Source organism: Bacillus sp. JJ1533 (genome assembly GCF_036965045.1).
GTDB lineage: Bacteria > Bacillota > Bacilli > Bacillales > Bacillaceae_L > Ferdinandcohnia.
Window position 1 is genome coordinate 1 of sequence record NZ_JBALOV010000036.1, and the last position, 24,426, is coordinate 24,426.

The 24,426-nt window shown below is 39.5% G+C and carries 23 protein-coding genes; 10 read left to right on the plus strand and 13 right to left on the minus strand.

Annotated elements, in window-relative coordinates; all coding sequences use genetic code 11:
• Positions 1-313: 313 nt before the first annotated feature.
• On the minus strand, positions 314-979 hold the full coding sequence (gene fsa / locus V7138_RS19425; protein WP_335400625.1) for a fructose-6-phosphate aldolase: 666 nt from the start codon (positions 977-979) through the stop codon (positions 314-316).
• Between the two features lie 104 nt (positions 980-1,083).
• Positions 1,084-3,093 (minus strand): transketolase, encoded by a 2,010-nt coding sequence (gene tkt, locus V7138_RS19430; RefSeq protein ID WP_335400627.1) that lies wholly within the window; start codon positions 3,091-3,093, stop codon positions 1,084-1,086.
• 301 nt (positions 3,094-3,394) lie between these two features.
• Here tkt and V7138_RS19435 point away from each other — a divergent pair, with 301 nt between their 5' ends.
• Positions 3,395-4,561 carry an ROK family transcriptional regulator gene (locus V7138_RS19435; protein ID WP_335400629.1) on the plus strand — a complete coding sequence of 389 codons (1,167 nt, stop codon included), beginning with the start codon at positions 3,395-3,397 and terminating at the stop codon, positions 4,559-4,561.
• Between the two features lie 28 nt (positions 4,562-4,589).
• Here V7138_RS19435 and V7138_RS19440 read toward each other — a convergent pair whose 3' ends face one another.
• From V7138_RS19440 to V7138_RS19455, 4 genes are all read right to left on the minus strand, one after another.
• Positions 4,590-5,126, minus strand: coding sequence for an HD domain-containing protein (locus V7138_RS19440; RefSeq protein WP_335400630.1), 537 nt, complete (start codon positions 5,124-5,126; stop codon positions 4,590-4,592).
• A gap of 47 nt (positions 5,127-5,173) precedes the next feature.
• Positions 5,174-5,896 carry an amino acid ABC transporter ATP-binding protein gene (locus V7138_RS19445; RefSeq protein ID WP_335400632.1) on the minus strand — a complete coding sequence of 241 codons (723 nt, stop codon included), beginning with the start codon at positions 5,894-5,896 and terminating at the stop codon, positions 5,174-5,176.
• On the minus strand, positions 5,893-6,549 hold the full coding sequence (locus V7138_RS19450) for an amino acid ABC transporter permease (RefSeq protein WP_335400634.1): 657 nt from the start codon (positions 6,547-6,549) through the stop codon (positions 5,893-5,895). Before V7138_RS19450 ends, V7138_RS19445 begins: the two co-directional genes overlap by 4 nt.
• A gap of 76 nt (positions 6,550-6,625) precedes the next feature.
• Complete coding sequence (locus tag V7138_RS19455) at positions 6,626-7,459, minus strand: basic amino acid ABC transporter substrate-binding protein (RefSeq protein WP_335400636.1); 834 nt, start codon at positions 7,457-7,459, stop codon at positions 6,626-6,628.
• Between the two features lie 241 nt (positions 7,460-7,700).
• Between V7138_RS19455 and V7138_RS19460 the strand changes: the two genes are divergently transcribed.
• From V7138_RS19460 to V7138_RS19470, 3 genes are all read left to right on the plus strand, one after another.
• Positions 7,701-8,618 (plus strand): ABC transporter permease subunit, encoded by a 918-nt coding sequence (locus V7138_RS19460; protein ID WP_335400638.1) that lies wholly within the window; start codon positions 7,701-7,703, stop codon positions 8,616-8,618.
• A gap of 15 nt (positions 8,619-8,633) precedes the next feature.
• Positions 8,634-9,530 carry an ABC transporter permease gene (locus V7138_RS19465; protein ID WP_335400640.1) on the plus strand — a complete coding sequence of 299 codons (897 nt, stop codon included), beginning with the start codon at positions 8,634-8,636 and terminating at the stop codon, positions 9,528-9,530.
• Positions 9,531-9,607: 77 nt separating this feature from the next.
• The gene (locus V7138_RS19470; protein WP_335400642.1) at positions 9,608-9,952 is read left to right on the plus strand and encodes an ASCH domain-containing protein; all 345 of its coding nucleotides are present in this window, start codon (positions 9,608-9,610) and stop codon (positions 9,950-9,952) included.
• 43 nt (positions 9,953-9,995) lie between these two features.
• Here V7138_RS19470 and V7138_RS19475 read toward each other — a convergent pair whose 3' ends face one another.
• The gene (locus tag V7138_RS19475; protein WP_335400644.1) at positions 9,996-10,421 is read right to left on the minus strand and encodes a YbaN family protein; all 426 of its coding nucleotides are present in this window, start codon (positions 10,419-10,421) and stop codon (positions 9,996-9,998) included.
• A gap of 182 nt (positions 10,422-10,603) precedes the next feature.
• On the opposite strand from V7138_RS19475, the gene V7138_RS19480 reads away from it, so the two are divergent.
• On the plus strand, positions 10,604-11,059 hold the full coding sequence (locus tag V7138_RS19480; protein WP_335400646.1) for a DUF2269 family protein: 456 nt from the start codon (positions 10,604-10,606) through the stop codon (positions 11,057-11,059).
• A gap of 28 nt (positions 11,060-11,087) precedes the next feature.
• Here V7138_RS19480 and V7138_RS19485 read toward each other — a convergent pair whose 3' ends face one another.
• From V7138_RS19485 to V7138_RS19495, 3 genes are all read right to left on the minus strand, one after another.
• Complete coding sequence (locus V7138_RS19485; protein WP_335400648.1) at positions 11,088-11,366, minus strand: hypothetical protein; 279 nt, start codon at positions 11,364-11,366, stop codon at positions 11,088-11,090.
• A gap of 782 nt (positions 11,367-12,148) precedes the next feature.
• Positions 12,149-13,660 (minus strand): acetyl-CoA hydrolase/transferase family protein, encoded by a 1,512-nt coding sequence (locus V7138_RS19490; protein ID WP_335400650.1) that lies wholly within the window; start codon positions 13,658-13,660, stop codon positions 12,149-12,151.
• 150 nt (positions 13,661-13,810) lie between these two features.
• Positions 13,811-14,455: a LytTR family DNA-binding domain-containing protein gene (locus V7138_RS19495; protein ID WP_335400652.1), complete on the minus strand. Its 645-nt coding sequence runs from the start codon at positions 14,453-14,455 to the stop codon at positions 13,811-13,813.
• Positions 14,456-14,609: 154 nt separating this feature from the next.
• Here V7138_RS19495 and V7138_RS19500 point away from each other — a divergent pair, with 154 nt between their 5' ends.
• On the plus strand, positions 14,610-15,086 hold the full coding sequence (locus tag V7138_RS19500; RefSeq protein WP_335400654.1) for a DinB family protein: 477 nt from the start codon (positions 14,610-14,612) through the stop codon (positions 15,084-15,086).
• A gap of 208 nt (positions 15,087-15,294) precedes the next feature.
• Here the strand turns inward: V7138_RS19500 and V7138_RS19505 are convergent, their stop codons facing one another.
• Complete coding sequence (locus V7138_RS19505) at positions 15,295-16,350, minus strand: AbrB family transcriptional regulator (RefSeq protein WP_335400656.1); 1,056 nt, start codon at positions 16,348-16,350, stop codon at positions 15,295-15,297.
• Between the two features lie 326 nt (positions 16,351-16,676).
• On the opposite strand from V7138_RS19505, the gene V7138_RS19510 reads away from it, so the two are divergent.
• On the plus strand, positions 16,677-17,819 hold the full coding sequence (locus tag V7138_RS19510) for a coiled-coil domain-containing protein (RefSeq protein ID WP_335400658.1): 1,143 nt from the start codon (positions 16,677-16,679) through the stop codon (positions 17,817-17,819).
• A gap of 145 nt (positions 17,820-17,964) precedes the next feature.
• Positions 17,965-19,146 (plus strand): MFS transporter, encoded by a 1,182-nt coding sequence (locus V7138_RS19515; RefSeq protein WP_335400660.1) that lies wholly within the window; start codon positions 17,965-17,967, stop codon positions 19,144-19,146.
• A 43-nt stretch (positions 19,147-19,189) separates the two neighbouring features.
• On the opposite strand, the gene V7138_RS19520 is transcribed toward V7138_RS19515, so the two are convergent.
• Positions 19,190-20,128, minus strand: a complete 939-nt coding sequence (locus V7138_RS19520; RefSeq protein ID WP_335400662.1) for an ATP-grasp domain-containing protein — start codon at positions 20,126-20,128, stop codon at positions 19,190-19,192.
• 186 nt (positions 20,129-20,314) lie between these two features.
• On the opposite strand from V7138_RS19520, the gene V7138_RS19525 reads away from it, so the two are divergent.
• Positions 20,315-21,697 carry a Glu/Leu/Phe/Val family dehydrogenase gene (locus V7138_RS19525; RefSeq protein ID WP_335400664.1) on the plus strand — a complete coding sequence of 461 codons (1,383 nt, stop codon included), beginning with the start codon at positions 20,315-20,317 and terminating at the stop codon, positions 21,695-21,697.
• 109 nt (positions 21,698-21,806) lie between these two features.
• Here the strand turns inward: V7138_RS19525 and V7138_RS19530 are convergent, their stop codons facing one another.
• Positions 21,807-23,513 carry a DUF2207 domain-containing protein gene (locus tag V7138_RS19530; protein WP_335400666.1) on the minus strand — a complete coding sequence of 569 codons (1,707 nt, stop codon included), beginning with the start codon at positions 23,511-23,513 and terminating at the stop codon, positions 21,807-21,809.
• Positions 23,514-23,608: 95 nt separating this feature from the next.
• Between V7138_RS19530 and V7138_RS19535 the strand changes: the two genes are divergently transcribed.
• On the plus strand, positions 23,609-24,397 hold the full coding sequence (locus V7138_RS19535) for an HAD family hydrolase (protein WP_335400668.1): 789 nt from the start codon (positions 23,609-23,611) through the stop codon (positions 24,395-24,397).
• Positions 24,398-24,426: the final 29 nt, after the last annotated feature.

The window sequence follows — 24,426 nt, forward strand, 5'->3', positions numbered from 1 at the left end:
CCTTTTCGTCTTCATCACCTCGATGATGACCGTTTAACCGAATGTAACGAAGCCTTTTCGTCTTCATCACCCCGATGATGACCGTTTGAACGAATTCAACGCTGTCTTTTCGTCTTCATCACCCCGATGATGACCGTTTAACCGAATTCAACCACGCCTTTTCGTCTTCATAACTCCGATGAATACCCCTCGGACGTAATAACGTCATCATCCTACTTAAACTACATCCACCCCATCTCCTTCATAACACTAAAAAAACCCCAATCCGCATCAAACCATTGCGAACCGGGGTTGCCTAACCTCAAATATCCAATTATTTTACTGCTTTTACCCAGTCAGCTGCGAATTTTTCTAAGCCTTGGTCTGTAAGTGGGTGCTTAGTAAGCTGCTCAATGACAGAGTATGGAATCGTTGCGATGTGAGCACCAGCCAATGCTACGCGAGTAACGTGGTCTGGGTGTCTTACAGATGCAGCGATGATTTGTGAATCAAGGTTGTGAATACGGAAAAGTTCAGCAATTTTAGCTACAAGCTGTACGCCATCTTCAGAAATGTCGTCAAGACGACCTAAGAATGGAGATACATAAGTTGCACCAGCACGTGCTGCAAGTAGAGCTTGGTTCATAGTGAAAATTAACGTAACGTTTGTTTTCACGCCTTTTTTAGATAGATAGCGAGTAGCTTCTAATCCAGCTACAGTCATTGGAACTTTGATTGTGATGTTTTTGTCGCCACCGTTTATTTTGATAAGCTCTTCAGCTTCTGCAATCATTTGTTCAGCAGTTTCAGCATCAGGAGATACTTCAGCAGATACGCTTTCTACTTCTGGCACAGCTTGAAGAATTTCTGCGATGCGGTCTTCGAACTTAACGCCTTCTTTTACAACAAGTGATGGGTTTGTTGTTACACCAGATAGAACACCCATTTTGTACGCTTTTTTAATATCATCTAGGTTAGCTGTATCGATAAAAAATTTCATTTCTTTTCCCTCCAGTAACTTAATTATATCAAAGATATTGTTCACACATTTGACTCACCTATTCGCAAAAGGCAAGTCAAATGCAGTTAGTAAAAACTACTATTTTACAAAATTTCTTTAAAGTTCTTAACTACGTTTTCAACTGTAAAGCCGTATTCTGCTAACAGTTTGTCTGCCGGTGCAGATGCTCCGAATGTGTTAACAGCAAGGACTTTACCTTCGTCACCAACGAATTCTTTCCATCCAAGTGGTGAAGCCATTTCGATTCCAAGACGAGCTTTAACTGCTTTTGGAAGAACACTTTCTTTGTATTCAGCAGATTGCTTTTCAAAGCGATCCCAGCTTGGCATACTCACAACTGATACGAAGATGCCTTCTTTTTCTAACTCTTTTTGTGCAGCCATTGCTAATGAAACTTCAGAACCTGTTGCAAGTAATAGACCTGCTACTTCTCCTTTTGCTTCAGAAACAACGTAAGCACCTTTTTTAACACCTTCATATACAGCTTCTTGGTCTAGCTCTAAGGTTGGTAGACCTTGACGAGTTAGGACAAGTGCTGTTGGTGTATCTGTGCTTTCAATTGCTAAGCGCCATGCAGACGCAGTTTCTTTTGCATCAGCTGGACGTAGAATCGATAAACCTGGCATTGCACGTAATGCAGCCAATTGTTCTACTGGCTCATGTGTTGGGCCGTCTTCACCAACTGCAATTGAGTCATGTGTAAACACATATGTTACAGGGAGCTTCATTAGAGCTGCTAGACGAATAGCTGGACGTAGGTAATCAGAGAATACGAAGAATGTAGCTCCAAATACTTTTACACCACCATGAAGGGCCATACCGTTGATTGCAGCACCCATTGCAAATTCTCTTACTCCGAACCAGATGTTACGAGCAGCAAAGCTGTCGATGGCATAGTTCTTTTCAGACGTGATTAACGTTTTATTTGATCCTGCTAAGTCTGCTGAACCACCGATTAGTTGTGGAATTGCAGTAGCAGCAGCATTTAAAGCTTTACCTGAAGCATCACGAGTTGCAAATGAAGATCCAGCTTCGAAAGTTGGAAGTGAAGCTTCCCAGTTTTCAGGTAGCTCGCCATTTAATGCCATTTCAAATTGCTTCGCTAATTCAGGGTATTCTTTTTTATATTCTGCAAATAATTCATTCCATACACTTTCTTTTTGCTTACCAGCTTCTACAAATTGGCTGTAGTGCTCTCTTACTTCTTCTGGAACGAAGAATGGCTCTTCATAAGTCCAGCCGTATGCTTCTTTCGTTAAAGCAACTTCGTCTTTACCAAGTGGAGCACCGTGTGATGCAGATTTTCCTCCTTTATTTGGAGAACCGAAGCCGATTGTTGTTTTAACTTCAATTAAAGTCGGACGGTTTAAATCTGCTTTTGCTGCTTGTAAAGCATTTTGAAGTTCTTCAATATCATTTCCGTTTTCAACACGGATTACTTGCCATCCGTAAGCTTTAAAACGATCTTCAACACTTTCAGAGAAAGAAAGGTTTAAATCACCATCAAGAGAAATGTCGTTTGAATCGTACATTACGATAAGACGGCCTAGTTTTAGATGACCAGCAAGTGAAGCTGCTTCTGCAGAAACACCTTCCATTAAGTCTCCATCACCACAAATTGCATATGTAAAGTGGTTGACTACTTCATAGTTATCTTTATTGTAAGTTTCAGCTAGATGTCTTTCAGCCATTGCCATACCAACAGACATAGCAATACCTTGGCCTAGTGGACCAGTAGTTGCTTCAACGCCTGGAGTGTGTCCAAACTCAGGATGTCCTGGAGTTCTGCTTCCCCATTGGCGGAAACCTTTTAAGTCTTCCATTGTTACATCGTAACCAAATAAATGTAATAAACTATATAAAAGCATGGAACCGTGTCCAGCAGATAAAACGAAGCGATCGCGGTTGAACCAGTTTGGATTAGAAGGGTTGTGATTCATTTCTTTTGCCCATAGAGTGTAAGCCATTGGTGCAGCACCCATCGGCATACCTGGGTGGCCAGAATTTGCTTTCTCTATAGCATCAATAGAAAGAGTTCGAATTGTATTAATTGCTAACAAATCAAGTTCTTTATCATTTAGAGTTGTTTTCATTTTTTACCACTCTCCTAAACTATTAAAATAGTATTTCTATACTGTTATACCCTACCTAAAAAATCCAATCTTTTCAATCTTTAAAATAAGATGTATAATTAATTCGTTCACTAAACAAATTATAACCATTAATAATGTACCACCCTTATCTTTATTCGTCAATTATCTAAATTCAAACAATTTTAATCAACGCTTTTTGAAAGCGTCGTCAAAACGGTTACACATATTGCTTTTCATAATGCGTAACTTAATGATGATATCTTCTTTTAAAAATTATGTACTAACAACTGGGGGATTTATAATGATAACCGGTGATGCAGCATATATAAAAAAAATAAATCGCTCGCTTATTTTAGAAAAAATAGTAGAAGAAGGTATGATTTCAAGGGCTGACATTTCCAAAGCCACAGCCCTTACCAGGGCGACGGTTTCTGCACAGGTGGCTGATTTGTTAGACGAGGGCTTAATCATTGAAACACAGCTTGAGCATACGAGTGTTGGAAGAAAGCCGATAATGCTTTCATTGAAAGCGAATGCCGGCTATGCTCTTGGAATCGACGTGGACTATGAACTAATCTCTTTTACCGTATCAGACCTACTCGGAAAACCTATTTTCGAAAAATCAATTGAGTGCCATAGTCTAGACTATGGCTACATTCTGCAGCTATTAATTGAACAAATTAATAGTCTGGATAAGAAGTTTAATGATAGCCGTTATGGGATTATTGGCGTTGTGATTGCCATTCACGGACTTGTTGGAAAGGATGAAAAAATTCACTTCGTGCCACGCTACCTGTGGCGGTCCGTTGATTTGAAGGCAGACCTTGAAAAAGCATGTGGTCTCAATATTCAAATTGAAAATAACGCAAATATGTCCACTTTTGCTGAAAGAGTGTTTAACCATCATGAAACCAATAGCCTTCTGTGTACCACGATTTATTCTGGAATTGGACTAGGAATAATTGTGGACAATCATTTTTTTAGAGGGAATGATGGATTCGCCGGTGAAATCGGTCATATGATTGTTGTTCCACATGGCAGACCCTGTCGATGCGGCAATGAAGGGTGCTGGGAACAGTATGCCTCAGAGTCTGTTTTTTTAGAAAATATAAAAGCCGAAAAAGGCCTTTCTTCTTTTACATATGCTGATTTACAAAAGCTGATAGAAGAGGGCGACGAGGACATAAGTGAACGTCTTGAGCAATTTATCTACTACCTTTCAATTGGTCTGAATAACATGATTAATATGTATAACCCAGATACAATCGTTCTTGACGGTGAAATCCTGCGAATGTATCCCGATTCCATCAAAAAAATAGAAGGGCATCTAACCTCATCTATTAATCACTATCGCCAGTTATCGGTCTCAACTTTTGGAAAGAAAGCAGTCCAAATGGGTGCCTGCGCACTAGCCATTAAACGCTTTTTAGGCGTACAGATGATCAATCTTACTTACAAAAATGAGTAAAAGGAGCTTCACGGCTCCTTTTGCCTTCTTAATGAAACAGTCGATCGACTTCCTTTTTCAGCTCCTCTAATAACGGAAAGGTGGAGGCGTGACTTAAGCTATCGACGACATTTCGGTAATACCACTCTTGTTTTTCCTTTCCGCGGCTAAATCGGCTCCATACCTGCTCGCCTTGTTCCTCGTAATCACGGATAATCGAGCGGATATTATGTAGTTTATCTGCACATACGACAGTACGAGTGTCCTCTGAAGCTGTCCGCAGGAATGAAATCGTATGCTCTTTTCTTGCTTCCCACGGCAGGGATTTATCGGGCTCGGAACAGCCTTCCACAAGTTTTGCAACCTCGTCACCGAAACCGTCGCTTATCTCTTCTAAAGTAAGCTCCTTATCTTCTACCGTATCATGTAAAATTCCAGCAACTATCAGTTCCTCACGCGCATTGATCTTCATTAAAATCAGGCCAACACCAAGTGGATGTGTGATGTATGGAATATTGGTTAGTTTTCGATACTGCCCATCATGTGCTTTACTTGCAACAATAATGGCTTTTTCAATCATGTCCATTTTTGGTTAGCCTCCCTAGGTAAACCTTACACGTCGCTATGTCAGGTTTACAGTACTTTACTTAAAAATGCTTTTGTACGGTCGTGCTGAGGGTTTTCGAACAATTCTTTTGGCTTGTTTTCCTCCACGATATAGCCGTCATCCATAAAGAGAACCCGGTCGCCTACTTCACGTGCAAAGCCCATTTCATGGGTCACGACGACCATGGTCATTCCCTCTCGTGCCAACTGTTTCATGACTTCTAAAACCTCTCCAACCATTTCGGGGTCAAGAGCAGAAGTCGGTTCATCAAATAGCATGATTTTAGGTTCCATTGCTAGTGCTCTTGCAATCGCTACCCGTTGTTTTTGACCGCCTGACAATGAATCCGGATAAGCATCTGCTTTTTCAGCAAGCCCTACCTTTTTCAAAAGCTCCATTCCTTTATTATATGCTTTTTCATGGGGAAGCTTTTTAACCTTTAAAGGAGAAAGCATAATGTTTTCCATCACTGTTTTGTGAGGGAATAAATTAAACTGCTGAAACACCATTCCGACATCGGTTCTGATTTGGTTGATGTTTGTCTTTTTATCCGTCGTATCGACTCCCTCTATATAAACATGCCCTTCATCAATAGTCTCTAATAAATTTATGCATCGTAAAAAGGTTGATTTCCCGGAGCCTGAAGGGCCAATAACCACAACAACCTCCTGGGGCTTAATATCGGCCGAGATCCCTTTTAGCACCTCATTTTTCCCAAACGATTTCTTTATATTGTCTATTTTAATCATTCCGTTTTCAACCTCTTTTCTAGATAGTTTAATAGAATGGTTAAGGTAAGAGTGAGTATTAAATAAATGAAGGCTGCCATTAAATAAGGCTCCCACACACGGGCATGCTGCCCCATCATCATCCGGCCCCAATGCATGATTTCAGGAGTGGCTACTACCGAAAGAAGTGATGAATCCTTAATTAAAATAACAAATTCATTTCCTAATGGAGGAATCATGCGTTTAAACGCTTGCGGGATAATGACATACCTCATCGCCTGGGGATGTGTCATTCCTAAGGACCGTGCCGCTTCCATTTGTCCACGATCAAGGGATTGAATACCCGCTCTGAAGATTTCTGCTATGTAGGCGGATGCATTTAATGTAAGTGCGATTACACCTGCTACAATTCCGTTTGTTCCACCTAAAAATAAGGGAACAACCCCGAAGTGAACCAAAAAGATTTGAACTAAGAGTGGAGTTCCGCGGAAGAACGTCACATAACAAACGAATGGAAATGCCAACCATCTATTTCGAATCATTTTTCCAAGACCGATAAATAAACCTAGGATTGTCCCAAGTAAAATACCAGCAATTGATAACCCAATGGTAATTAATGTACCCTGACCAAAATAGGGAAGGTAATCAATGAGAATATCAAACTTAAAATCCATGCTGCGTCCCCCTGTATTATTTTTATAAGTGAAAAATTGCGTAACACGTTGTTGTCGTTACGCAATTTTTTCTTTCTTATTTTGAAGCTTCTTGTTCAGCCTTTAGTGCCTCTAAATCAGGCTCTGCACCGAACCATTCTTTATAAATTTCGGTGTATTTTCCACTTTCGATAATGGCTTCGATTGCCTTATCAAAGTCGGCTTTTAAGTCTTCGCTATCCTTAGGGAACATCATTCCATAGAACTCTGCATCAAACGTATCCTTGTCTCCAACAACCTTTAACTTTTTGTCTGGATTTTGGGCTGCATAGTATTCGATTACACCATTATCTGCTACAACTGCATCCGCACCACCACTCTCAAGCTCAAGGATGGCAAGATTGTTATTTTCAAATGCTTTAATATCCGGGTGTTTTTCTCCAAGCACTTTCTCAACAGCAAAATGTCCGGTTGTGGACGCTTGAACTGCTACCTTCTTCCCTTTAAGGTCTTCAGCAGTTTGAATATCACTATCTTCAGGGATCATAATTTTATTGGTAGATAGAAAGAACGGAATGGTAAAGAGATATTCATTTTGACGTTCCTCCGTAATTGAAATGGATGAAATCGCCATGTCGTAAGATCCCTTGTTTAGCTCAACGAATATTGGATCCCAACCAGTATGTTTAATATCTAGTTCATATCCCGCTTCCTCAGCGACTGCTTTAATCACATCAATTTCAAAACCAACGATTTTGTCACCCTCCATGAATTCGAATGGAGCATATGCCGCATCTGTCATAACCTTAAGTGTTTTTTTTCCTGAGTCTTCACCGTCTTTTTCTCCGCCTGTCCCACTCGTATCACTAGTTCCACAGGCTGCTAAAAGTAAAAAAACAAGCAGGATTGAAAAAACAAATACTTTTTTCACGTATGTAACCCCTTCCTATTATTATAAAATTTAAACAATTTTCTTTTTTACAATATTATCACATTGATAGGCTAAAAGAAATATAGAATTGACAATTCCCACTATAGTGCCTTACTCCTTACATTTTATGAAACCCAAACAGGACGATAGAACTAAACCACTCAAAAATCCGATGATGACAGGGATTATAATTTCTAATATATTTAGAATAGTGGTTACTTTCGAAAAGGACGGTGTTTTTGTGGGGGTTGTAAAGGAGCTAGGGAAGATTTTAGCTATCTATCTATGTGTATTCTTATGTGTAATTCTATTTGTTCTTTTCCCTCGCGAACCCAGTATTGAGTTTAGCGGAAGAGCAATAACAGTCGAGTATTCCTATCAATTTAATATGAAGGATTACGCAACAAATTTTGTCACTTTTTTAAAAAATGTATATGAGAATAAAAGTCTTGGAGGTACGAAGTTTGCCACCCTTTCAGCAGAGGATGAAATTGCAAAATTCTTTCCAAGGAGCCTCAAGATTATCTTGATTGGGTATGTTCTTAGCATTGTGTTTGGGATAATAAAAGGAATCTTAGATTACCGGTTTACGAATACGAAAAAGAGCTTTCTAGGAAGTGGCGCCACCTGGTTTTTATCAGGTGTACCAGACTTTTTTATTATCATCTGTTTAAGCTATTTTCTACTACTATATGTTCCTGATTTTAGCATAATGGGCACCGAAGCCTGGTGGAAGTTTATTGCACCTAGTATTCTTGTATCGATTGCACCAATGTTGTATGTTGCGAGAATTACATCTGTCTCCCTGCTTACCCAGGACCGCGAGCCGTATATTCAAGTAGCATTCGCTAAAGGCTTTACCAAAAATAAAGTCCTACTCAACCATATGATGAGGTCATGCATAATCACAGTTTCAAGTCACCTGCAATCGATTATGGTATTTATTCTATCAAACTTATTAGTAGTCGAATACTTACTAGGTTACCAGGGAGCTGCCTATCGGTTATTTACAGCAATTGGCTATACAAATTTTATCCCACCAGGTGGCGGAGCCGATGAACGTGGTTTAATCATTGGCATTTGTATCAGCTTTCTAATGCTAGTGATGGTTGCCCATATTATGAGTCAATTCATCAAAATGAGATTAGATCCGAAATAAGAGGGTGTTTCTATAATGAATCGAAATTGGTTTTTAATCGCTGGCTTAATGATGTTAAGTATCCTGCTTCTAGTCACATTTGTAGGACCGCATGTACCATATGTAAAAGAAGGAATTGAAGAGGGAAGGATTCGTTTCCTCGATGGTGGACAGGGTTTACTTAAAGCACCCTTTACCCCTGGAGAGCAACCCCCTTTTGGGTCAGATCATGAAGGAAGAGATTTATTGAGTGTTTTGATTGTCGGTGCAAAGGACACGCTGAAGGTCATATTAGGAATTGTCGTGCTTCGCTATCTGATTGCAATCCCGCTTGGTTTGCTTGCCACTAGAAAAAACAATCCATTTTCCTGGATTGTGACCACTTGGAATAATGTCTTTTCAAGTATTCCCATTATTTTTTCCGCGTTGCTGCTGTTAGCCATACCCGCTCTTGTTATGAATGAAAACAGGTTATGGTGGTCGATATTACTTTTAGCCTTAATTGAGGTTGGAAAAGTAAGCCATATTATCCGTGAGGAAACACAACGAATTGTGAGGAAGCCTTATATTGAAGCCGGAATCACTGTTGGCATCTCCCCGCTCCGACTTGCTTTAGGGAACATTTTACCGAATACATACCCAGCGATTATGGTGAATTTCTTTATTGATATCGGAAGAACCTGTCTTTTAATTGCACAGCTTGGCATTTTTGGTGTATTCCTTTCTCAAGTGTTTGTCCAAACGAATTATGGTGTTGGTGAAATGATTAACACGAGTCTCAACTGGCCAACACTGCTCGGTCAAGCTAGAAAAGATATGATTAGTTCGATTTGGATCCCCTTTTGGACATGTGTTGCCATCTCTTTTACGATGTTTACGTTTACGATTTTAGGGGAAGGTTTGAGAAGGTATTTTGACCGAAAGACAGCTTAAGTTGTGGCGAATGATTTTTCTTGTTAAAGTGAAGAGTAAGTGTTGGAAACATTTTTTATAAGAAAAGGAGCTTGTCTATGAGTACACCGAATAACGAATTACCAGCTAAAACATGTTCAATTGAACGTCTTGTCACAATGGAATCGGATATAAAAAAGGTTCTGGAAGGTAAAAAAACAGCAACTAGAAGGAATGGAAGATATGCCGATGTTGGGGAAATTATGACGCTTGAAGGCCAAGCATTTAAAATTGACCGCGTATACGAGCAGTCCCTTGGTGAACTTACAGATGAGGATGCGAAAAGAGAAGGCTTCAATACGGTTGATGAATATAAAGAATCCATTCTTTCTTACCACCCTGGAATGCCTTGGCTTCCTCAAATGAAAGTATGGGTCCATGAGTTTAGCAAGATAGATAAATAATATACAACCCTTGTCATCGCTAAATGACAAGGGTTTTTTCCGTCTATTTATGGCTTGTTTTCTCAACAAGTGTCTGCTTGTGAATCGCATGAGTCTCAGGTGCAACAGTCTTTATTTTCGTGATAAAGTAGTAGTACTTATAAATAACAACCGCGACTAAAAGAAGTTTTACGGCGATGCTGTCCAGTATAATAAATGGGACGACAATCATCGCATCTGCGGTTAGTAAAATCGTTAGCTTTTGTCTCAGTGTCATTTCACGTCGCTTTACAAAGCCTTCTAAATGCTTTTTATATAATTTCGTACCTTTAAACCAACGATCAAAACGGTCTGATCCTTTTACAAAAAAGAAAGAAGCAAGCAGTAGCAGGGGCGTAGTTGGAATGAGTGGCAACACAATTCCTACAACTCCAAGGCCTAAAAAAAGAAAACCTAAGACAATATAAAAAAATTTGGTCAGGCTTTTCAAAAAATTGCCCCCTTTCTCCGACTTTAACCAGTTACTATTATACCACGTATCTTTTATTGGAAATACAATGTCACAAAATAGTAAGATAATGAAGATGGAATTGTGAGGTACATCACTTGGTTTTTTTTATTATCGTGCTATCATTTATAGTAGAATATGTTGTGATTGGGGGTTTCCATCAAGTGGATGTAATTTATCAAGTACTTGTTTTCATACATATTTTTTCAGCCATCATTGGTTTGGGACCTGGCTTTATTTTAACAACTGTTGGGAAGTCAGCAGATACGATGACAGAGCTGCGGCATTCGTATGCAATCAGACATAGACTTCATATATTTGTCATGATTGGTGGTATAATGCTGCTTGTGACCGGCCTCTTAATGGGAGCCATTAATCCGTATTTATTTAATATGGGCTGGTATACGACAAGCTTGCTGCTTTTTCTTATTTCGTTAGCAATGGGACCATTTGCTCTTAAACCAAAATCAAAACCTGTAAAAGCGTTATTAGAAACACACCAAGGTGATGACATTCCTGAAGAATACTATCCTTTAGCAAAAGCTCTTTTTCGAGTAGAGCATATTGAGAACGGAATCTTTTTGATTGTGATTGCGTTAATGATTTTGAAGCCTTTTTAACCTTTTATTTAACAAAATCCCCATCCATTCACTGGTGGGGATTTTCTTCTATGGGTTGTTTCGTTTTGAATGGGAATGCAGTCCCTTGTGCGAGAAGGCTAATTAACATCGCAATTCCGACAAGCAATGATGCGATTATCCAAAAGTTGATCCCGAATCCGACGATTTTGAAGGCACCTTCATAGTAATTGACGTCCGGACGATTGATATTGGATGATATTATTGCTGCCGTTATGTGTTTTGTCGAATATAAAAAGGCCGACACCGCAATGAAAAAGCACCCAACAAAAGCCTTGATTTGCTTCATCTTACCCCTCTTCTCTATTCACTTTTTGTTAATCGTATCACGATTCCAAATGATGGGACATATTACTTTTTACCTAGATTAGTGGGAGAAGGGAAGCTAGGGGTATTTGGGGGGCTGGTGTTTATCTGGGGTTTTCCTAAGGTCATTCGGAAAAGGTATGATCAAATACTTTACCTTTGTCTGAAACTCGGATCCATTCTGACTTGAATTGAAGAAAAATGTTGCTGAGTGTCCAAATCTTAAGCTCATTTTGACTCTACTTAAGCAAAGCGTACTACGCCTGTCCATATCTCGTACTCGTTCCGACTCGACTCTAGCAAAATCTGATTTAACTGTCCTAATCTTGGGCTACTTCTGACTCAACTCTAGCAAAATCTGATTTAACTGTCCAAATCTCGTACCCATTCAGACTCAACTCTAGCAAAAAGTGATTTAACTGTCCTAATCATGTACGCATTACGACTCAACTCTAGCAAAACGTGATTTAACTGTCCTAATCACATACTCATTCAGACTCAACTCTAACAAAACGTGATTTAACTGTCCAAATCTCGTATCCATTCTGACTCAACTCTAGCAAAATCTGATTTAACTGTCCAAATCTCGTTCTCATTCCGACTCGACTTTAGCAAATTGTGATAAAACTGTCCTAATCTTGAGCTCATTCCGACTTGACTCAGGCAAAATGGGCTATTCCTGTCAGAATCAAAACAAAACCATTTTTTACCCTGCACACCGTAAAAAGCCGTATAAAGAATTTCTTCCTTATACGGCCATCATTTTTATGCTTTTACTAATTCTTTTTGTAGCATTGTTCCTGTTTGGGCGTAGTTGGTGTGCCATGAGAATGCTTTTTCTAATACATGAGGTGTTTGACCGCCTCTTGTTAGTGCTTCTTCGTAGTAGTCACGAAGCTGTTGTTTGTACATCGGATGTGCACAGTTTTCGATAAGCAATTCTACACGTTCTCTTGGTGCAAGCCCTCGCAGGTCGGCATACCCTTGCTCCGTTACGATGATATCAACATCATGCTCTGTGTGGTCCACATGGGATACAAATGGCACGATGCTTGAAATGTTTCCGCCTTTAGCAATGGATTTTGTAACAAAGATAGCAAGGCGTGCGTTTCGAGCAAAGTCACCAGAACCACCAATTCCATTCATCATTTTTGTACCAGACACATGGGTGGAGTTCACGTTTCCGTATATATCAAGCTCTAGTGCTGTGTTAATCGAAATTAGTCCAAGACGACGAATGATTTCAGGGTGATTTGAAATTTCCTGAGGTCTCATCATCAAACGGTCACGATACTGATCAAAGTTTGAAAACACTTTTTTCATTTTTTCTTCTGAAAGCGTGATTGAACAACAAGACGCAAAGTTTACTTTTCCTGCATCCATTAAGTCAAATACAGCATCCTGCAATACTTCAGAGTACACCTCTAAATCTGTAAACTCAGAATCAAGCATACCGTGAAGAACTGCGTTTGCTACAGATCCGATACCTGATTGCAATGGAGCAAGCTTTTCGGTTAAACGCCCAGCTTCCACTTCCTTACGTAAAAATGTTAAGAGATGCTGTGCCATGATTTCTGTTTCTTCATCAGGTGGTACAATTGTTGATGGAGAATCGGTTTGTTCTGTAAATACGATTCCTTTTATTTTTTCAACATCCACTTTAATTCCCGGTTGGCCAATTCTGTCATTTGGCTTAGTTAAAGGAATCGGCTCTCGCTCCCCCTGCTTGCCAGGTGCATATAAATCGTGAACTCCCTCAAGCTCTGGTGTTTGAGCAAGATTGATTTCAACAATAATTGATTTAGCATGCTGAGCAAACGTTAACGAGTTTCCGATTGAAGTTGTTGGAATGATTAATCCATCCTCTTTAATCGAAATCGCTTCCAATATTGCGACATCGACATCCATTACATTTGAACGAATTAGTTCTGATGTATGTGATAAATGCTGATCAACAAATAAGAAGTCCCCCTCATTTATTCCTTTTCTCATTGTTGGGTCAGCTTGGAATGGTAGGCGTTTCCCTAAAATCCCTGCTTCAGCAAATAATTTATCAACATCAGAGCCCAAAGATGCTCCAGTATATACATTTACTTTTAAAGGCTCGTTTTCAGCGCGTTTTACCAACGCAAATGGAACCGCTTTCACATCACCCGCACGAGTAAAGCCACTAAGTCCCAACGTCATACCATCCTCGATCCATTCTGCTGCTTCTTCCGGTGTTACAACACGGGTATGCAGACGGGTATCCTTAATGCGGTCTAGTTTACTATTCATTTCTCCCATCCCCTTTATGAAATAGAATATTAAGATAATTTTATCTGAAACCGCTATCACAAAAGGGATTTCTGGAACAAAGAACAAAATAATCAGATAAAAAAGAAGAACAAACCACTGAAGCAGAAGATTTGTTCTTTTTCCAGCAAATTAGAACCCCAACAGTTTTCGAAAATAACTGGAGTAGTTTTGGCTAACTGGAACTCGTGCTCCATTTTTCATTTCTAGTACGAATGTGGAATGAGTATCAGGATGAATCTCTTTTATTTGATTGACATTTACGACAAACGACCGGTGACATCGGATAAAAAAGTCCTTTGGTAATGTATATTCGAATTCTTGAAGTGAATATTTATGGGTTCCAGAAAAGCCTTTTGTGTATACGTGGGTCTTCTTGTCCTTCGCCTCCAGATAGAGAACATCTGAAAAGGGGATTGGTACCCAACCATCAGGAGATTTCACGGTCACTACTGATTTCCCATCAGTTAAGGCAGGGTAGATTGCCGTTACACATCCCTCTATCTCATTTCCATGAAAAAAGGGCACTGCCATTCCATGATAAGGAATACCAAATACATCCCGATTGATGAATTCGGAGGCCTTTTGTTTAGACGTAATCGCTTTATAAGCAATCGTCCCCTTTTTCACCTCATCACCGGGTTTTATTTTAAGATCAATACGTTTACTTGGTCGATAATAGATATATTCCTTTGTATTAGAAACCGCTATTGAAATTTCATCGGAGAACAATTCCCCAATCACATCTAAGAGTGAGCTAATTGTTATATCCTTCACACGTCAACATCCTTTGTTGTATAAATCTAGTATCTGATTCTATTTTACAGATATTCGAAAGATAAAACATCAAAATTCATATGAAGCGTTTAAAATGGTTTTTACTTGTGCATGAAGTATAATGGTTGTACTAACATTTTAAGGAGGAATACATATGTACCATACAATTGAAGAATTTGTTCAGGATTGGCAATATGAGGGCGCTGCAACACAAAAAATTCTAGACGCGCTAACAGATGAATCATTATCACAATCTGTTTCAACTGGCCACCGTACATTAGGTGAGCTGGCATGGCATGTGGTGACTTCACTCCATCTCTTTCTATCAAGCGCAGGACTAGAATTTGAAGGGGCTACCGGAGAAAAGGTACCTGCAAGTGCTAAGGAAATGGCAGATAGCTATCGCTCAACAAGTGAGAACTTAGTTTCGGCCATTAAATCACAATGGAATGATGGAACAATGAAAGAAACCAAAGAGGTATTTGGCCAACAAATGCCTGCTGCAGCGGTACTTGGAATGATGAATACCCATCAGATTCACCACCGCGGGCAAATGACCATCCTCATGCGTCAAGCAGGATTGAAGGTTCCTGGCGTTTACGGTCCTTCAAAAGAGGAATGGGGAGCATAATTTCTATATACAAAAGGAGCCATTTTGAGAAGGCTCCTTTTTAACGCCTTTTAGTTTACATAATATTTTTCAAACAAACGTTTGTTTAGCAGTCAATCCATTGGCGCACAAGGGGTTCCATTTTCAATCAAACGTTTGTTTAAAGTTCATCCCTTAATCATCAAGGGTTTTCCGGTTCAATCAAATGTTTGTTTGAATCCCCATTCCATCAAGCAGCCGCTTTTTCTTTCCTAGTAAACATCCATTTTAAAAAGCTCGGAACAATTAAAATGATGAATAACAAACGGATGAGCTGCAACGAACTTACGACTGCGGGATCTGCTCCGATGGCTGTAGCAGTTAAAACCATCTCAACTAATCCGCCTGGAGCTAAGCTTAGGAGAGCTGTTGCTAAATCCAAATCTGAAAAAATGGCAAAAATATAGCCAAATCCAAATGATATTGCTACTAAAAATACCGTAAGTACAAAGTATACTCCACAATATTTTCCGCCAATCTTTAAATCTCTCAAATTAATATTATTCCCCATCCTCATCCCAACTGTAATTTGGGCAAGAATAAGGAACCAAGAAGGAATGTCCGGTAGTCCGGCTCCGGCAACACCAAGAATTGCCGTAACAGCAAGTGGTCCAATAACATAAGCCGCTGGCAACTTATCTCGAAGGAGCCACCCCACCAATAGTGCTAACCCAAACCATAAATATGAGTACACTGGTACATTGCTAATATTTTTTGTTACCTCATATGCATTTCCTGCACTCGCGATGAACCAATGCGTCACAATAAACGGAACCATGAAAACCACCGTTAACAAGCGAACCGTTTGAAAAATGGTTACCATAGCGGAGTTTGCTTTTAATGAATGGCTTGACGCTACCATCTCAGAAAGCCCCCCAGGAATAGAACCAAAAACACTTGTCATCGGGTCAATTTTTATAAAACGGGTTACAAAAATACTATTGAGAACACTAACTGTTAGCAGCAAAATGGTCGTAATTAAAAACGGGAGGATATAAGGATATACCATCATAAAGGTATCCATTGTAAAGGATAACCCAAAGTAGATTCCTAGCGTTGCAAGGCCAAGGTTATACAACCTTGTTGACACAACCATTTTTCGATGAGTAATCGATTTGTATAAAATCATGAACGTCATCGGTCCGAGAATCCACGGTATTGGAAAATGCAACAAATAGAACAACACACCTCCAACAGTCGCAACTGCATATGACTCTATAATCCCCTTTATTTGTGTAATAAACATGTAATGTTCGACCTTTCTATATTAAAAAATAAATGCCTCGTGACCCATTCTCCTATTTTACCTTTAGTCTCCCAATCCTACTTTAGTAGGTTTTTTTTACCTAAATCTATCAGAAATATTACCTTTATTACAAATTTATTTCGACATTAAATGGGGAGTTCCTTTATTACAAACCTTGATTCTACTGTAATTTGAAGTATTACAATTTTAACAAAATGTAACAATTTCGCGACAAATGGAGAATTTCATAGAAATATATGATAATATGGGAAAGTAAAAATATCAGATAATAGACTAAATAGATTAGTAAGAAAGTAGGAATAATTTTGAAAAAGACACTCGTAACTTTAAGTGCCACTTTAATGCTAAGTGCCTTTTCTCCATATGTGATACAAACTAGTGCAAATACGATGAGTACACTTCAAGGTGATCTTACAGAAACACAAAATGCTTTGAATGAATTAAATACACAAATTGCAAAAGTTGACCAAGCAATTGAAGATAACCGTAAAATGATCGCTCAAACAGAAGACGAAATTAAAAAGTCTGAGGAGCAAGTACATACTCTTCAAAATGAGATCGACCAACTTGAAAAAGAAATTGAAGCTCGTAACGAGATTCTTAAAGAGCGCGCACGTATGATGCAGGAATCAGGTGGAACGATTAGCTACCTGGATGTTATTTTTGGTGCACAAAGCTTCTCTGACTTTATTAACCGCGTTAGTGCCGTTTCTACCATCATGCAAGCTGATCAGAAAATCATTGACGATCAAGCTAAAGCTATTAAACTAGTAGAAGAAAAACAAGATACTATCCAAGAGACTCTAACTTCTTTAAAAGATAAAAAAGAAGAATTAGTTGAAATGCAGGGTCAAATTGAAGAACAAAAAAGTCAAAATGACGCGTTAAAGGCTGCCCTACAATCAAAAGAACAAAAAACATTAGCGGATATCGAAGAACTTCGTGCGAGCATGCTTGCAGCTACACCTGAGGTTACCAATACATCAACATCTGCTGCAGCAACGACTTCGACGTCTACTGCTTCTGTTCCTGCAGTACCAACGTCAACACCAAAAGTAACGGGATCAATCAGCACCGTCATTAATGCGGGATATAAATACATTGGTAACTCCGTATATGTATTTGGTGGCGGAAGAAGTGCTTATGACATTGCTAATGGACGTTTTGACTGTTCAGGTTTTGTACACTGGGCGTTCTCACAAGCTGGAGTTAGTGTTGGTTCTAGCACAAGTGCATTAAGAACCCAAGGTACCGCTGTTTCAGTCAGTGATATTAAACCTGGTGACTTAGTATTCTTTAATACGTATAAAACAGATGGACACGTTGGAATCTATATTGGCGGCGGTAAATTTATCGGTTCTCAATCCTCTACAGGTGTTGGCATCGCTGATATGACACATGGTTACTGGAAAAATGTTTTCAATGGACATGTAAGACGAGTTATGTAATCGGAAAAGCTCCTGACAAAAGCATCTTCATCATGAAGATGCTTTTTTTGTTAACTTTTTTGTAACTTCTCCCTGCAACGACTCGCAAATTGTTAACATTTAATTTATTATAGGAAGGTAAGCTATCATACTGGAGTGACATATTTTGGAGACAAAAAAAGCGTTACCTATTCTTTTTGCCGTTATGTTTTTGGTTTATGTCGGGTTTGGAATCATTATTCCTGTTATCCCCTTTTATGCAGAAGACCTTGGTGCTTCTCCAACTGAATTAGGTCTGCTCATGGCTGTTTATTCCTTGATGCAATTTTTGTTTGCGCCAATGTGGGGAAGAATTTCAGACCGGATTGGACGTAAGCCAGTTATCATGATTGGTATTTTTGGCCTTGCCGTATCCTTCCTTTTAATGGCTTTATCTACAGAGCTGTGGATGCTTTTTGCAGCAAGAGTCATTGGGGGCTTCCTTTCAGCCGCAAATATGCCAACCGTAATGGCCTATGCTGCCGATATTACGTCTGAGGAAGACCGTGGCAAAGGAATGGGAGTCATCGGGGCATCGATTGGTCTAGGATTTATTTTCGGCCCAGCAATTGGTGGTATTTTTTCAAAAACGGATTTACAAATGCCTTTTTACATAGCAGGTATCTTATCCCTAATAACTTTTTTCCTTGTGATGGTAGTCCTTAAGGAATCTCTGCCAAAGGAGTTAAGACATCCAAAAGATCGAAAAAGAACTGGTCTATTAAAAGCAATTAACGGTCCAGAATCTGTTCTGTTTTTTCTTTCTTTATTTATTACGCTATCCCTCTCTGGACTTGAGGCCACCTTTGCCTACTTTGCCGCTGAAAAAGCTGGATTAGGGACAACGGAACTCGGTTATATTTTTATGATTATGGGGCTCGCTGGAGCGATTGTCCAAGGTGGGCTCGTTGGAAGATTGACAAAGCGGTTTGGTGAAGGCTTTGTGATTCAAATTGGAATTTTTGTATCAGCTTTAGGTTTCTTCCTTATTTTATTTACGAAGGATTTCCTTACTGCTGCGATTTACTTGACGATTTTTGGTGTCGGTAATGGTGTTATTCGTCCTGCGGTTTCAGCCTTATTAACAAAGCGTTCTAAGACTGGACATGGAAGCGTCACAGGGTTATTATCTTCCTTCGACTCACTTGGAAGAATCCTTGGACCTATTTTAGGTGGCATGCTTTATACAATCTCAATGGGATTACCTTATATATCAGGTATTTTCCTTTCAGCCGTTGCGTTTATTCTTTTTAAAATCTATTCGGCGAAGACAAACAAAGGGGCTGTCCGAAAAGTCGTTGAAAAATGACTTTTGAGGACACCCCTCTTTTTTTAACTGTAAAACTCTACATTTAAATTTTTTCCAAAGCTGCTCCAAGAAATTTTGCAAGCTCAAGCATTCCGTATTTACCGGCTTTTGCTTCTGCATCCCAATTGTAGTTCGTGTTGGTATTCACATCATAAGTGAATACTTCCCCAGCTGCATTTTTCACAAACTCAATACCTGCTACATCAATTTTTACATCTTTAAGAAACGCTTCATACCGTGAGATCAATTCTGGACTAACGTCTTCTATGATTTCAAATTTCGGACGCACTTCTGCCTCTTCTCCTACTGGGCAAAACAGATCGCCTATTTGACAAGCATCTGCAGGGCAAAGCTCAAATCCTTCTGACGTATCAACCCGCACAGAATACACATATTTACCACCCACAAATTCGGCTCTCGTAATATAGGATTCTGGTGACTGGATATATTCCTGAATGAGCGTAATACCGTCAACCGGCTCTTCGAATGCATCACTATTTACATACCCTTTCAAGGAATCCACAGACTGGAATAATTGGACGCCAAGACCTTTCCCTGCGCGATTATGTTTCGTAATAAAAGGTGTTGTACCTAGCTTTTCGGCTGCTTCTATAATTTGCTCGCGTCCCACTGCCCCAATCGTTTTCGGTGTTCGAATACCATTAGCTTCAAGGGCCGTGTATTGCTTAATTTTACTGAGTTCTAGTCGCAAAGCATTACTCCCATTAAAAACTGTGCGGTTATGGAACTCAAGCCAATCTAGAATCCCGCCTGTTAATTCAGGAGCGAATCGGTGGTCTCTCGTGTGTGAGGAGGCACTCATTCGATTGTAGAACACCCCCTCGGGTGGCTCAGATGTTAAATCGATAATCCCTTTATCAAGATGCCAAGTCTCATATGGAAGCTGCAACTCATCTAAACGTTTAGTTAAATGAACAGTCCACTCGTCATTTTCATGGATAATATATATTATTTTAGCCATAATCCGCTCTCCAATCCCTATTAATCTGATATGTATTATCATATTTGAATCCTTAAAGAAGTGCAAATAAAAATAACGTTAGTCAGGGAACGAATCTATCCGAGAACCTCATGTAAACATATGATAGGACACAAGACTTATCCACATGTTACAATTTAATTGAAAACACTTTCAGCATAAGGAGGAATGGAATTGAATAAAACGAAGCAAATCGTACAAAAATCATTAGATGCTTTAATGGAAGATAACACGTTTATTCCAGAATTAGCAGGAAATACCCGGGAGCAAGCTTTTACCTCACTAGCCTCGATACTTTCGACTCCGAATCATGTACATAAGTCTTTTTTAAGAATCCCGTTAGAAAATGGTCAAGTCGTTCGAATTCCAGCCTACCGCGTACAGCATAATAATGCTTTAGGTCCTTATAAGGGCGGAATCAGGTTCCACGAAACTGTCAATGAAGATGAAGTCATTAATCTTGCATCTCTAATGACATTAAAAAATGCCCTTCATGATGTTCCTTTTGGTGGCGGAAAAGGCGGACTCGTTGTCAATCCTAGAACACTATCTGAAAGAGAGCTTCATTTAATTTGTCAAAAATATGTTCGTTATTTTGCCGATAGTCTCGGGCCAGATAAAGATATTCCTGCACCAGACGTGGGTTCAGGTGAGCGTGAAATGGACTGGATGATGGCTGAATATAAAAGTATCCGGCCTGGTACACCATATCGTGGCAGTTTTACCGGAAAGAGTATAGTCAATGGCGGTTCATTAGGAAGACGGGAGGCAACTGGCAAGGGGGTCTATTTTACCTTCCGTTATCTGTTTCACGACTTTCTTCAGAACCAGAAAAGCCTGCTCACAAAAACGGATAATATCTTTGCAAAAACAGTGGCAAGATTTGAAAATAAGGCAATGAAGCTTGCTGTTCAGGGGTTTGGAAATGTGGGTTCGGTTGCGGCTTTAGAAGCGTATCAATGTTCTCATCTGCAAAATAAAGTGGTGGCGGTAAGCGACCGGAATGTTACATTATTTAATGAGGACGGATTAAACATTCCTTCTCTCGTAAAATTCACAAAAGGAAACAAGGGAGATCTTCCAGTATCAAACGAGGAATTGGCTATTGCTGGAGTAAAAGCAGACATCCTTGACAGAGAAGCGATCCTTTACCTCGATGTAGATGGTCTTATCCTGGCAGCTCTAGAGGATCAAATACGTTCTGACAATATGGAACAAATTAAAGCACCGATCATTGTCGAAGGTGCGAATGCTCCCATTACAAGTGATGCGGATGACTATTTAAGTAAAAAAGGTGTCCTCATTATCCCGGACATTCTTGCCAATGCAGGCGGCGTGATCGTGTCCTACTTGGAGTGGCTGCAAGGCCGTGAAACGCAGTTTTATTCCGAGGAAGAAGTTTTTAGTCAGCTAATGAAGAAAATGCAAGGTACACTCGATTCAATCTTGCCTGCTTTCTTTGCTGATTCCTTCACGTTGAGACAAAATTGCTATATTCATTCTGTCATGAGACTCTCAACTGTCTTGCATCGTCAAGGAAAATTGTATTAAAGATGGTAAAGCGGCAGCCTTGTAGGCAGCCGCTTTTTATAGATTGGTTATGAAGGATTATTTGGAGCTATTCATCTCGCTAAAGATCCTTGAGACGGATTCTCGCCAATCAAAAAGCCCCAGATCCTCCTCCGCCGCCACCGGTTCCTCCCCCGCTGCTGCTTCCACCAACGCTACTGCCACTTCCAATTGATTCATTTGCAGACTCAAATTGGGCAGAGGCGTTTGGTCCTACATACCCCAAAGAATACACGGAGAAAGGGTAGAAACCTACACTTTCACCATAATAAGGTTTGTTGAGGGCGAATATCAGATCTTCATTCTGTTTCATCATTCCCTTATCTCCCCCGCCAAGCCCATAAATGTATGCCCGCATCTGGTCATCATCAGACCACTTTTTCCACTCATCGTGCGATAACGCCTTATAACTTTCTCTGAACATCAACCACTCATGGAAAATCCTTAGTCCCTCGCTATTTTTCGGGCGATAGGCGATTAAGTAAATAATGATTCCTCCAAATAAAATCAATGTTAATACAAACCATGTAAATAACTCATACATGGGGAACAGAAATAAAAATGGAACTAAGACAATGCTTAATAATCCTAAAAATAACTTAAATTTGGATTTATCCTCATAAAGTTGGTGCTCTTTCACCTCATTCCGGACAGCCTCTCCCCATTTCATTTGAAAACTTGTGTATTTTTCAGAGTTCTTTTTGTTTTTTGAATAGGTTTCTAGATCTGATAAGTCAAACACACCATTTCGGCCAATTTTTTCAAATAACCATTCCATTAAAATGCTCTCATGTAATAAGGCTCCCGACTGATTTACAAGCTGAAACTTTTCATCTGAAACCTGTCTCACCATCTTTTTCCTCACTAGATCCAATAATGCTGCAGCCATTGACTGTCCCTGTGGAAGATAATTATGGTTCGTATAATACATGGTTGCCGGCAAACTCATCACTTGCTTTGGCAGTGCACCGGGATTTTCCATATCTCTTTTAACTGCTGCAAGTTTTGCCCTGCCTTCCATCCAATTTCGAATGATTAAGATCAAAAAGAGTAACGTAAAAATTGGAACTAAAAACCATGCGACCTTTGAAAGAACGTCTTTTGTCTCGGCTCTTTCCTGCGCTTTTGCCAGCAGTTCATTTTTATCATTTATAATTTCATCTTTCATCGGCTTGTCAGAAGTGACATAGGTTGCCCCTGAAAATAATTCAACAGGATACGCAACGCGAATATCTCCATTCGTTTCACTCGGAACCTCTCCTAAACGAAACACTACTGATCCGTCAGATTGCACTGATTCGGTTTGAAATGCCTGATCATACCCAAACGCAATGACATCACTCGTTGATTGTGGCGGGTGGATTGTAATGACTAGATTTTCATAGGTCGATTCATTCCTGTTATCAAAAAAAGGCCAATAAAATTGTGCTACATCCTCGTAGATTTCTATACCATTATGTATCGTGTAACTGAGTGTAATAGAAATGGTTTCATCTTTCCCCTTACGATGGATTTTATAAAGGTCATCTTCCTTTTCTGTTCGCAACTCTTTTCCATTTTCAATTGCGGAAAAGTCCTTTATCGAACTTCCTACCTTCGGAATAATAGTCCGGGTAATCCCGTTAAATTCTCCATCAAATTCGTAGGTATGGGTTTCAGTTACGTGAACAATCCCATCATCTTTGAGGTTTGCATCCATTTTCACATCATTGATCCAATAGTCCACTGCAAATCCTTGACCCGGAAAAATTAACAAAAACCCTATTAAAAGAATGAGTCCACCCATTTTCGCACGCATTTCCGTCCCCTCCTTCATACTTACTTATACGAATAAACCTGCTATCAGGTTTCAAACTAAAACAATGGTATACTAATACAAAAAAGGAGAAAATCATGCTTGATATAAAAATTGTCTTTCTTGATATAGATGGAACGATTTTACGGCCGGATGATACGATTGAGGAATCCACAAAAAATGCAGTTGTACAGCTGAAGGAAAAAGGAATTGAGGTGTTTCTTGCAACTGGCAGACCGCTTCATGAGATAACTGACATTGGGGATGAGCTTTCTATTTCATCCTATATTGCTTACAATGGTGCGTTTGCCGTGCATAACGATGAAACACTCTTTAACGAACCACTTCCACCTGGCTTAGTCGACAACCTTTTAAAAACGACTAAGGAAAATAATTTCGATATTGTTCTGTACTCTAAAAATAAAAACATGTTCCCTAGCATGGAATCTGAGATTGTAAAAGACTTCATAAGTACTTTTCATCTAAAAAAGAATGAGCTGTATGACGATACAAACAAGGTCGATATTTTGGGTTCAACCATTATCACTACCCAGGAACATGCAGAAAAGAAATTTGAGCATCTTAATGAAATTCATCTTGCCTCTGTAAATGTGGAAGGCATGAAAAACTGCCGCGATGTGATTCGTGAGAAGGTCAACAAAGGGGTTGCCGTTAAAGCCGTGTTGGCTGCACTTCAGCTTTCACCTGAACATGCAGTTGCATTTGGAGATGGCATGAATGATAAAGAAATGCTGTCGACAGTTGGTTCGGGATTTGCAATGGGCAACGCCAATCCTGATTTATTTTCCTATGCGAAGCACAAAACAACAGACGTTGAAAATTCTGGAGTGTACAACGGGTTAAAATCGATTGGACTAGTGGAATAAGAAAAAGAGCTTGGAATTCAAGCTCTTTT

Excerpts from the sequence above, each read along its gene's own strand:
- fsa (WP_335400625.1), bottom strand. The coding sequence starts at position 979 with ATGAAATTTTTTATCGATACAGCTAACCTAGATGATATTAAAAAAGCG.
- tkt (WP_335400627.1), bottom strand. The coding sequence starts at position 3,093 with ATGAAAACAACTCTAAATGATAAAGAACTTGATTTGTTAGCAATTAAT.
- V7138_RS19435 (WP_335400629.1), top strand. The coding sequence starts at position 3,395 with ATGATAACCGGTGATGCAGCATATATAAAAAAAATAAATCGCTCGCTT.
- V7138_RS19440 (WP_335400630.1), bottom strand. The coding sequence starts at position 5,126 with ATGGACATGATTGAAAAAGCCATTATTGTTGCAAGTAAAGCACATGAT.
- V7138_RS19445 (WP_335400632.1), bottom strand. The coding sequence starts at position 5,896 with ATGATTAAAATAGACAATATAAAGAAATCGTTTGGGAAAAATGAGGTG.
- V7138_RS19450 (WP_335400634.1), bottom strand. The coding sequence starts at position 6,549 with ATGGATTTTAAGTTTGATATTCTCATTGATTACCTTCCCTATTTTGGT.
- V7138_RS19465 (WP_335400640.1), top strand. The coding sequence starts at position 8,634 with ATGAATCGAAATTGGTTTTTAATCGCTGGCTTAATGATGTTAAGTATC.
- V7138_RS19470 (WP_335400642.1), top strand. The coding sequence starts at position 9,608 with ATGAGTACACCGAATAACGAATTACCAGCTAAAACATGTTCAATTGAA.
- V7138_RS19485 (WP_335400648.1), bottom strand. The coding sequence starts at position 11,366 with ATGAAGCAAATCAAGGCTTTTGTTGGGTGCTTTTTCATTGCGGTGTCG.
- V7138_RS19490 (WP_335400650.1), bottom strand. The coding sequence starts at position 13,660 with ATGAATAGTAAACTAGACCGCATTAAGGATACCCGTCTGCATACCCGT.
- V7138_RS19500 (WP_335400654.1), top strand. The coding sequence starts at position 14,610 with ATGTACCATACAATTGAAGAATTTGTTCAGGATTGGCAATATGAGGGC.
- V7138_RS19505 (WP_335400656.1), bottom strand. The coding sequence starts at position 16,350 with ATGTTTATTACACAAATAAAGGGGATTATAGAGTCATATGCAGTTGCG.
- V7138_RS19520 (WP_335400662.1), bottom strand. The coding sequence starts at position 20,128 with ATGGCTAAAATAATATATATTATCCATGAAAATGACGAGTGGACTGTT.
- V7138_RS19525 (WP_335400664.1), top strand. The coding sequence starts at position 20,315 with ATGGAATTGAATAAAACGAAGCAAATCGTACAAAAATCATTAGATGCT.
- V7138_RS19530 (WP_335400666.1), bottom strand. The coding sequence starts at position 23,513 with ATGCGTGCGAAAATGGGTGGACTCATTCTTTTAATAGGGTTTTTGTTA.
- V7138_RS19535 (WP_335400668.1), top strand. The coding sequence starts at position 23,609 with ATGCTTGATATAAAAATTGTCTTTCTTGATATAGATGGAACGATTTTA.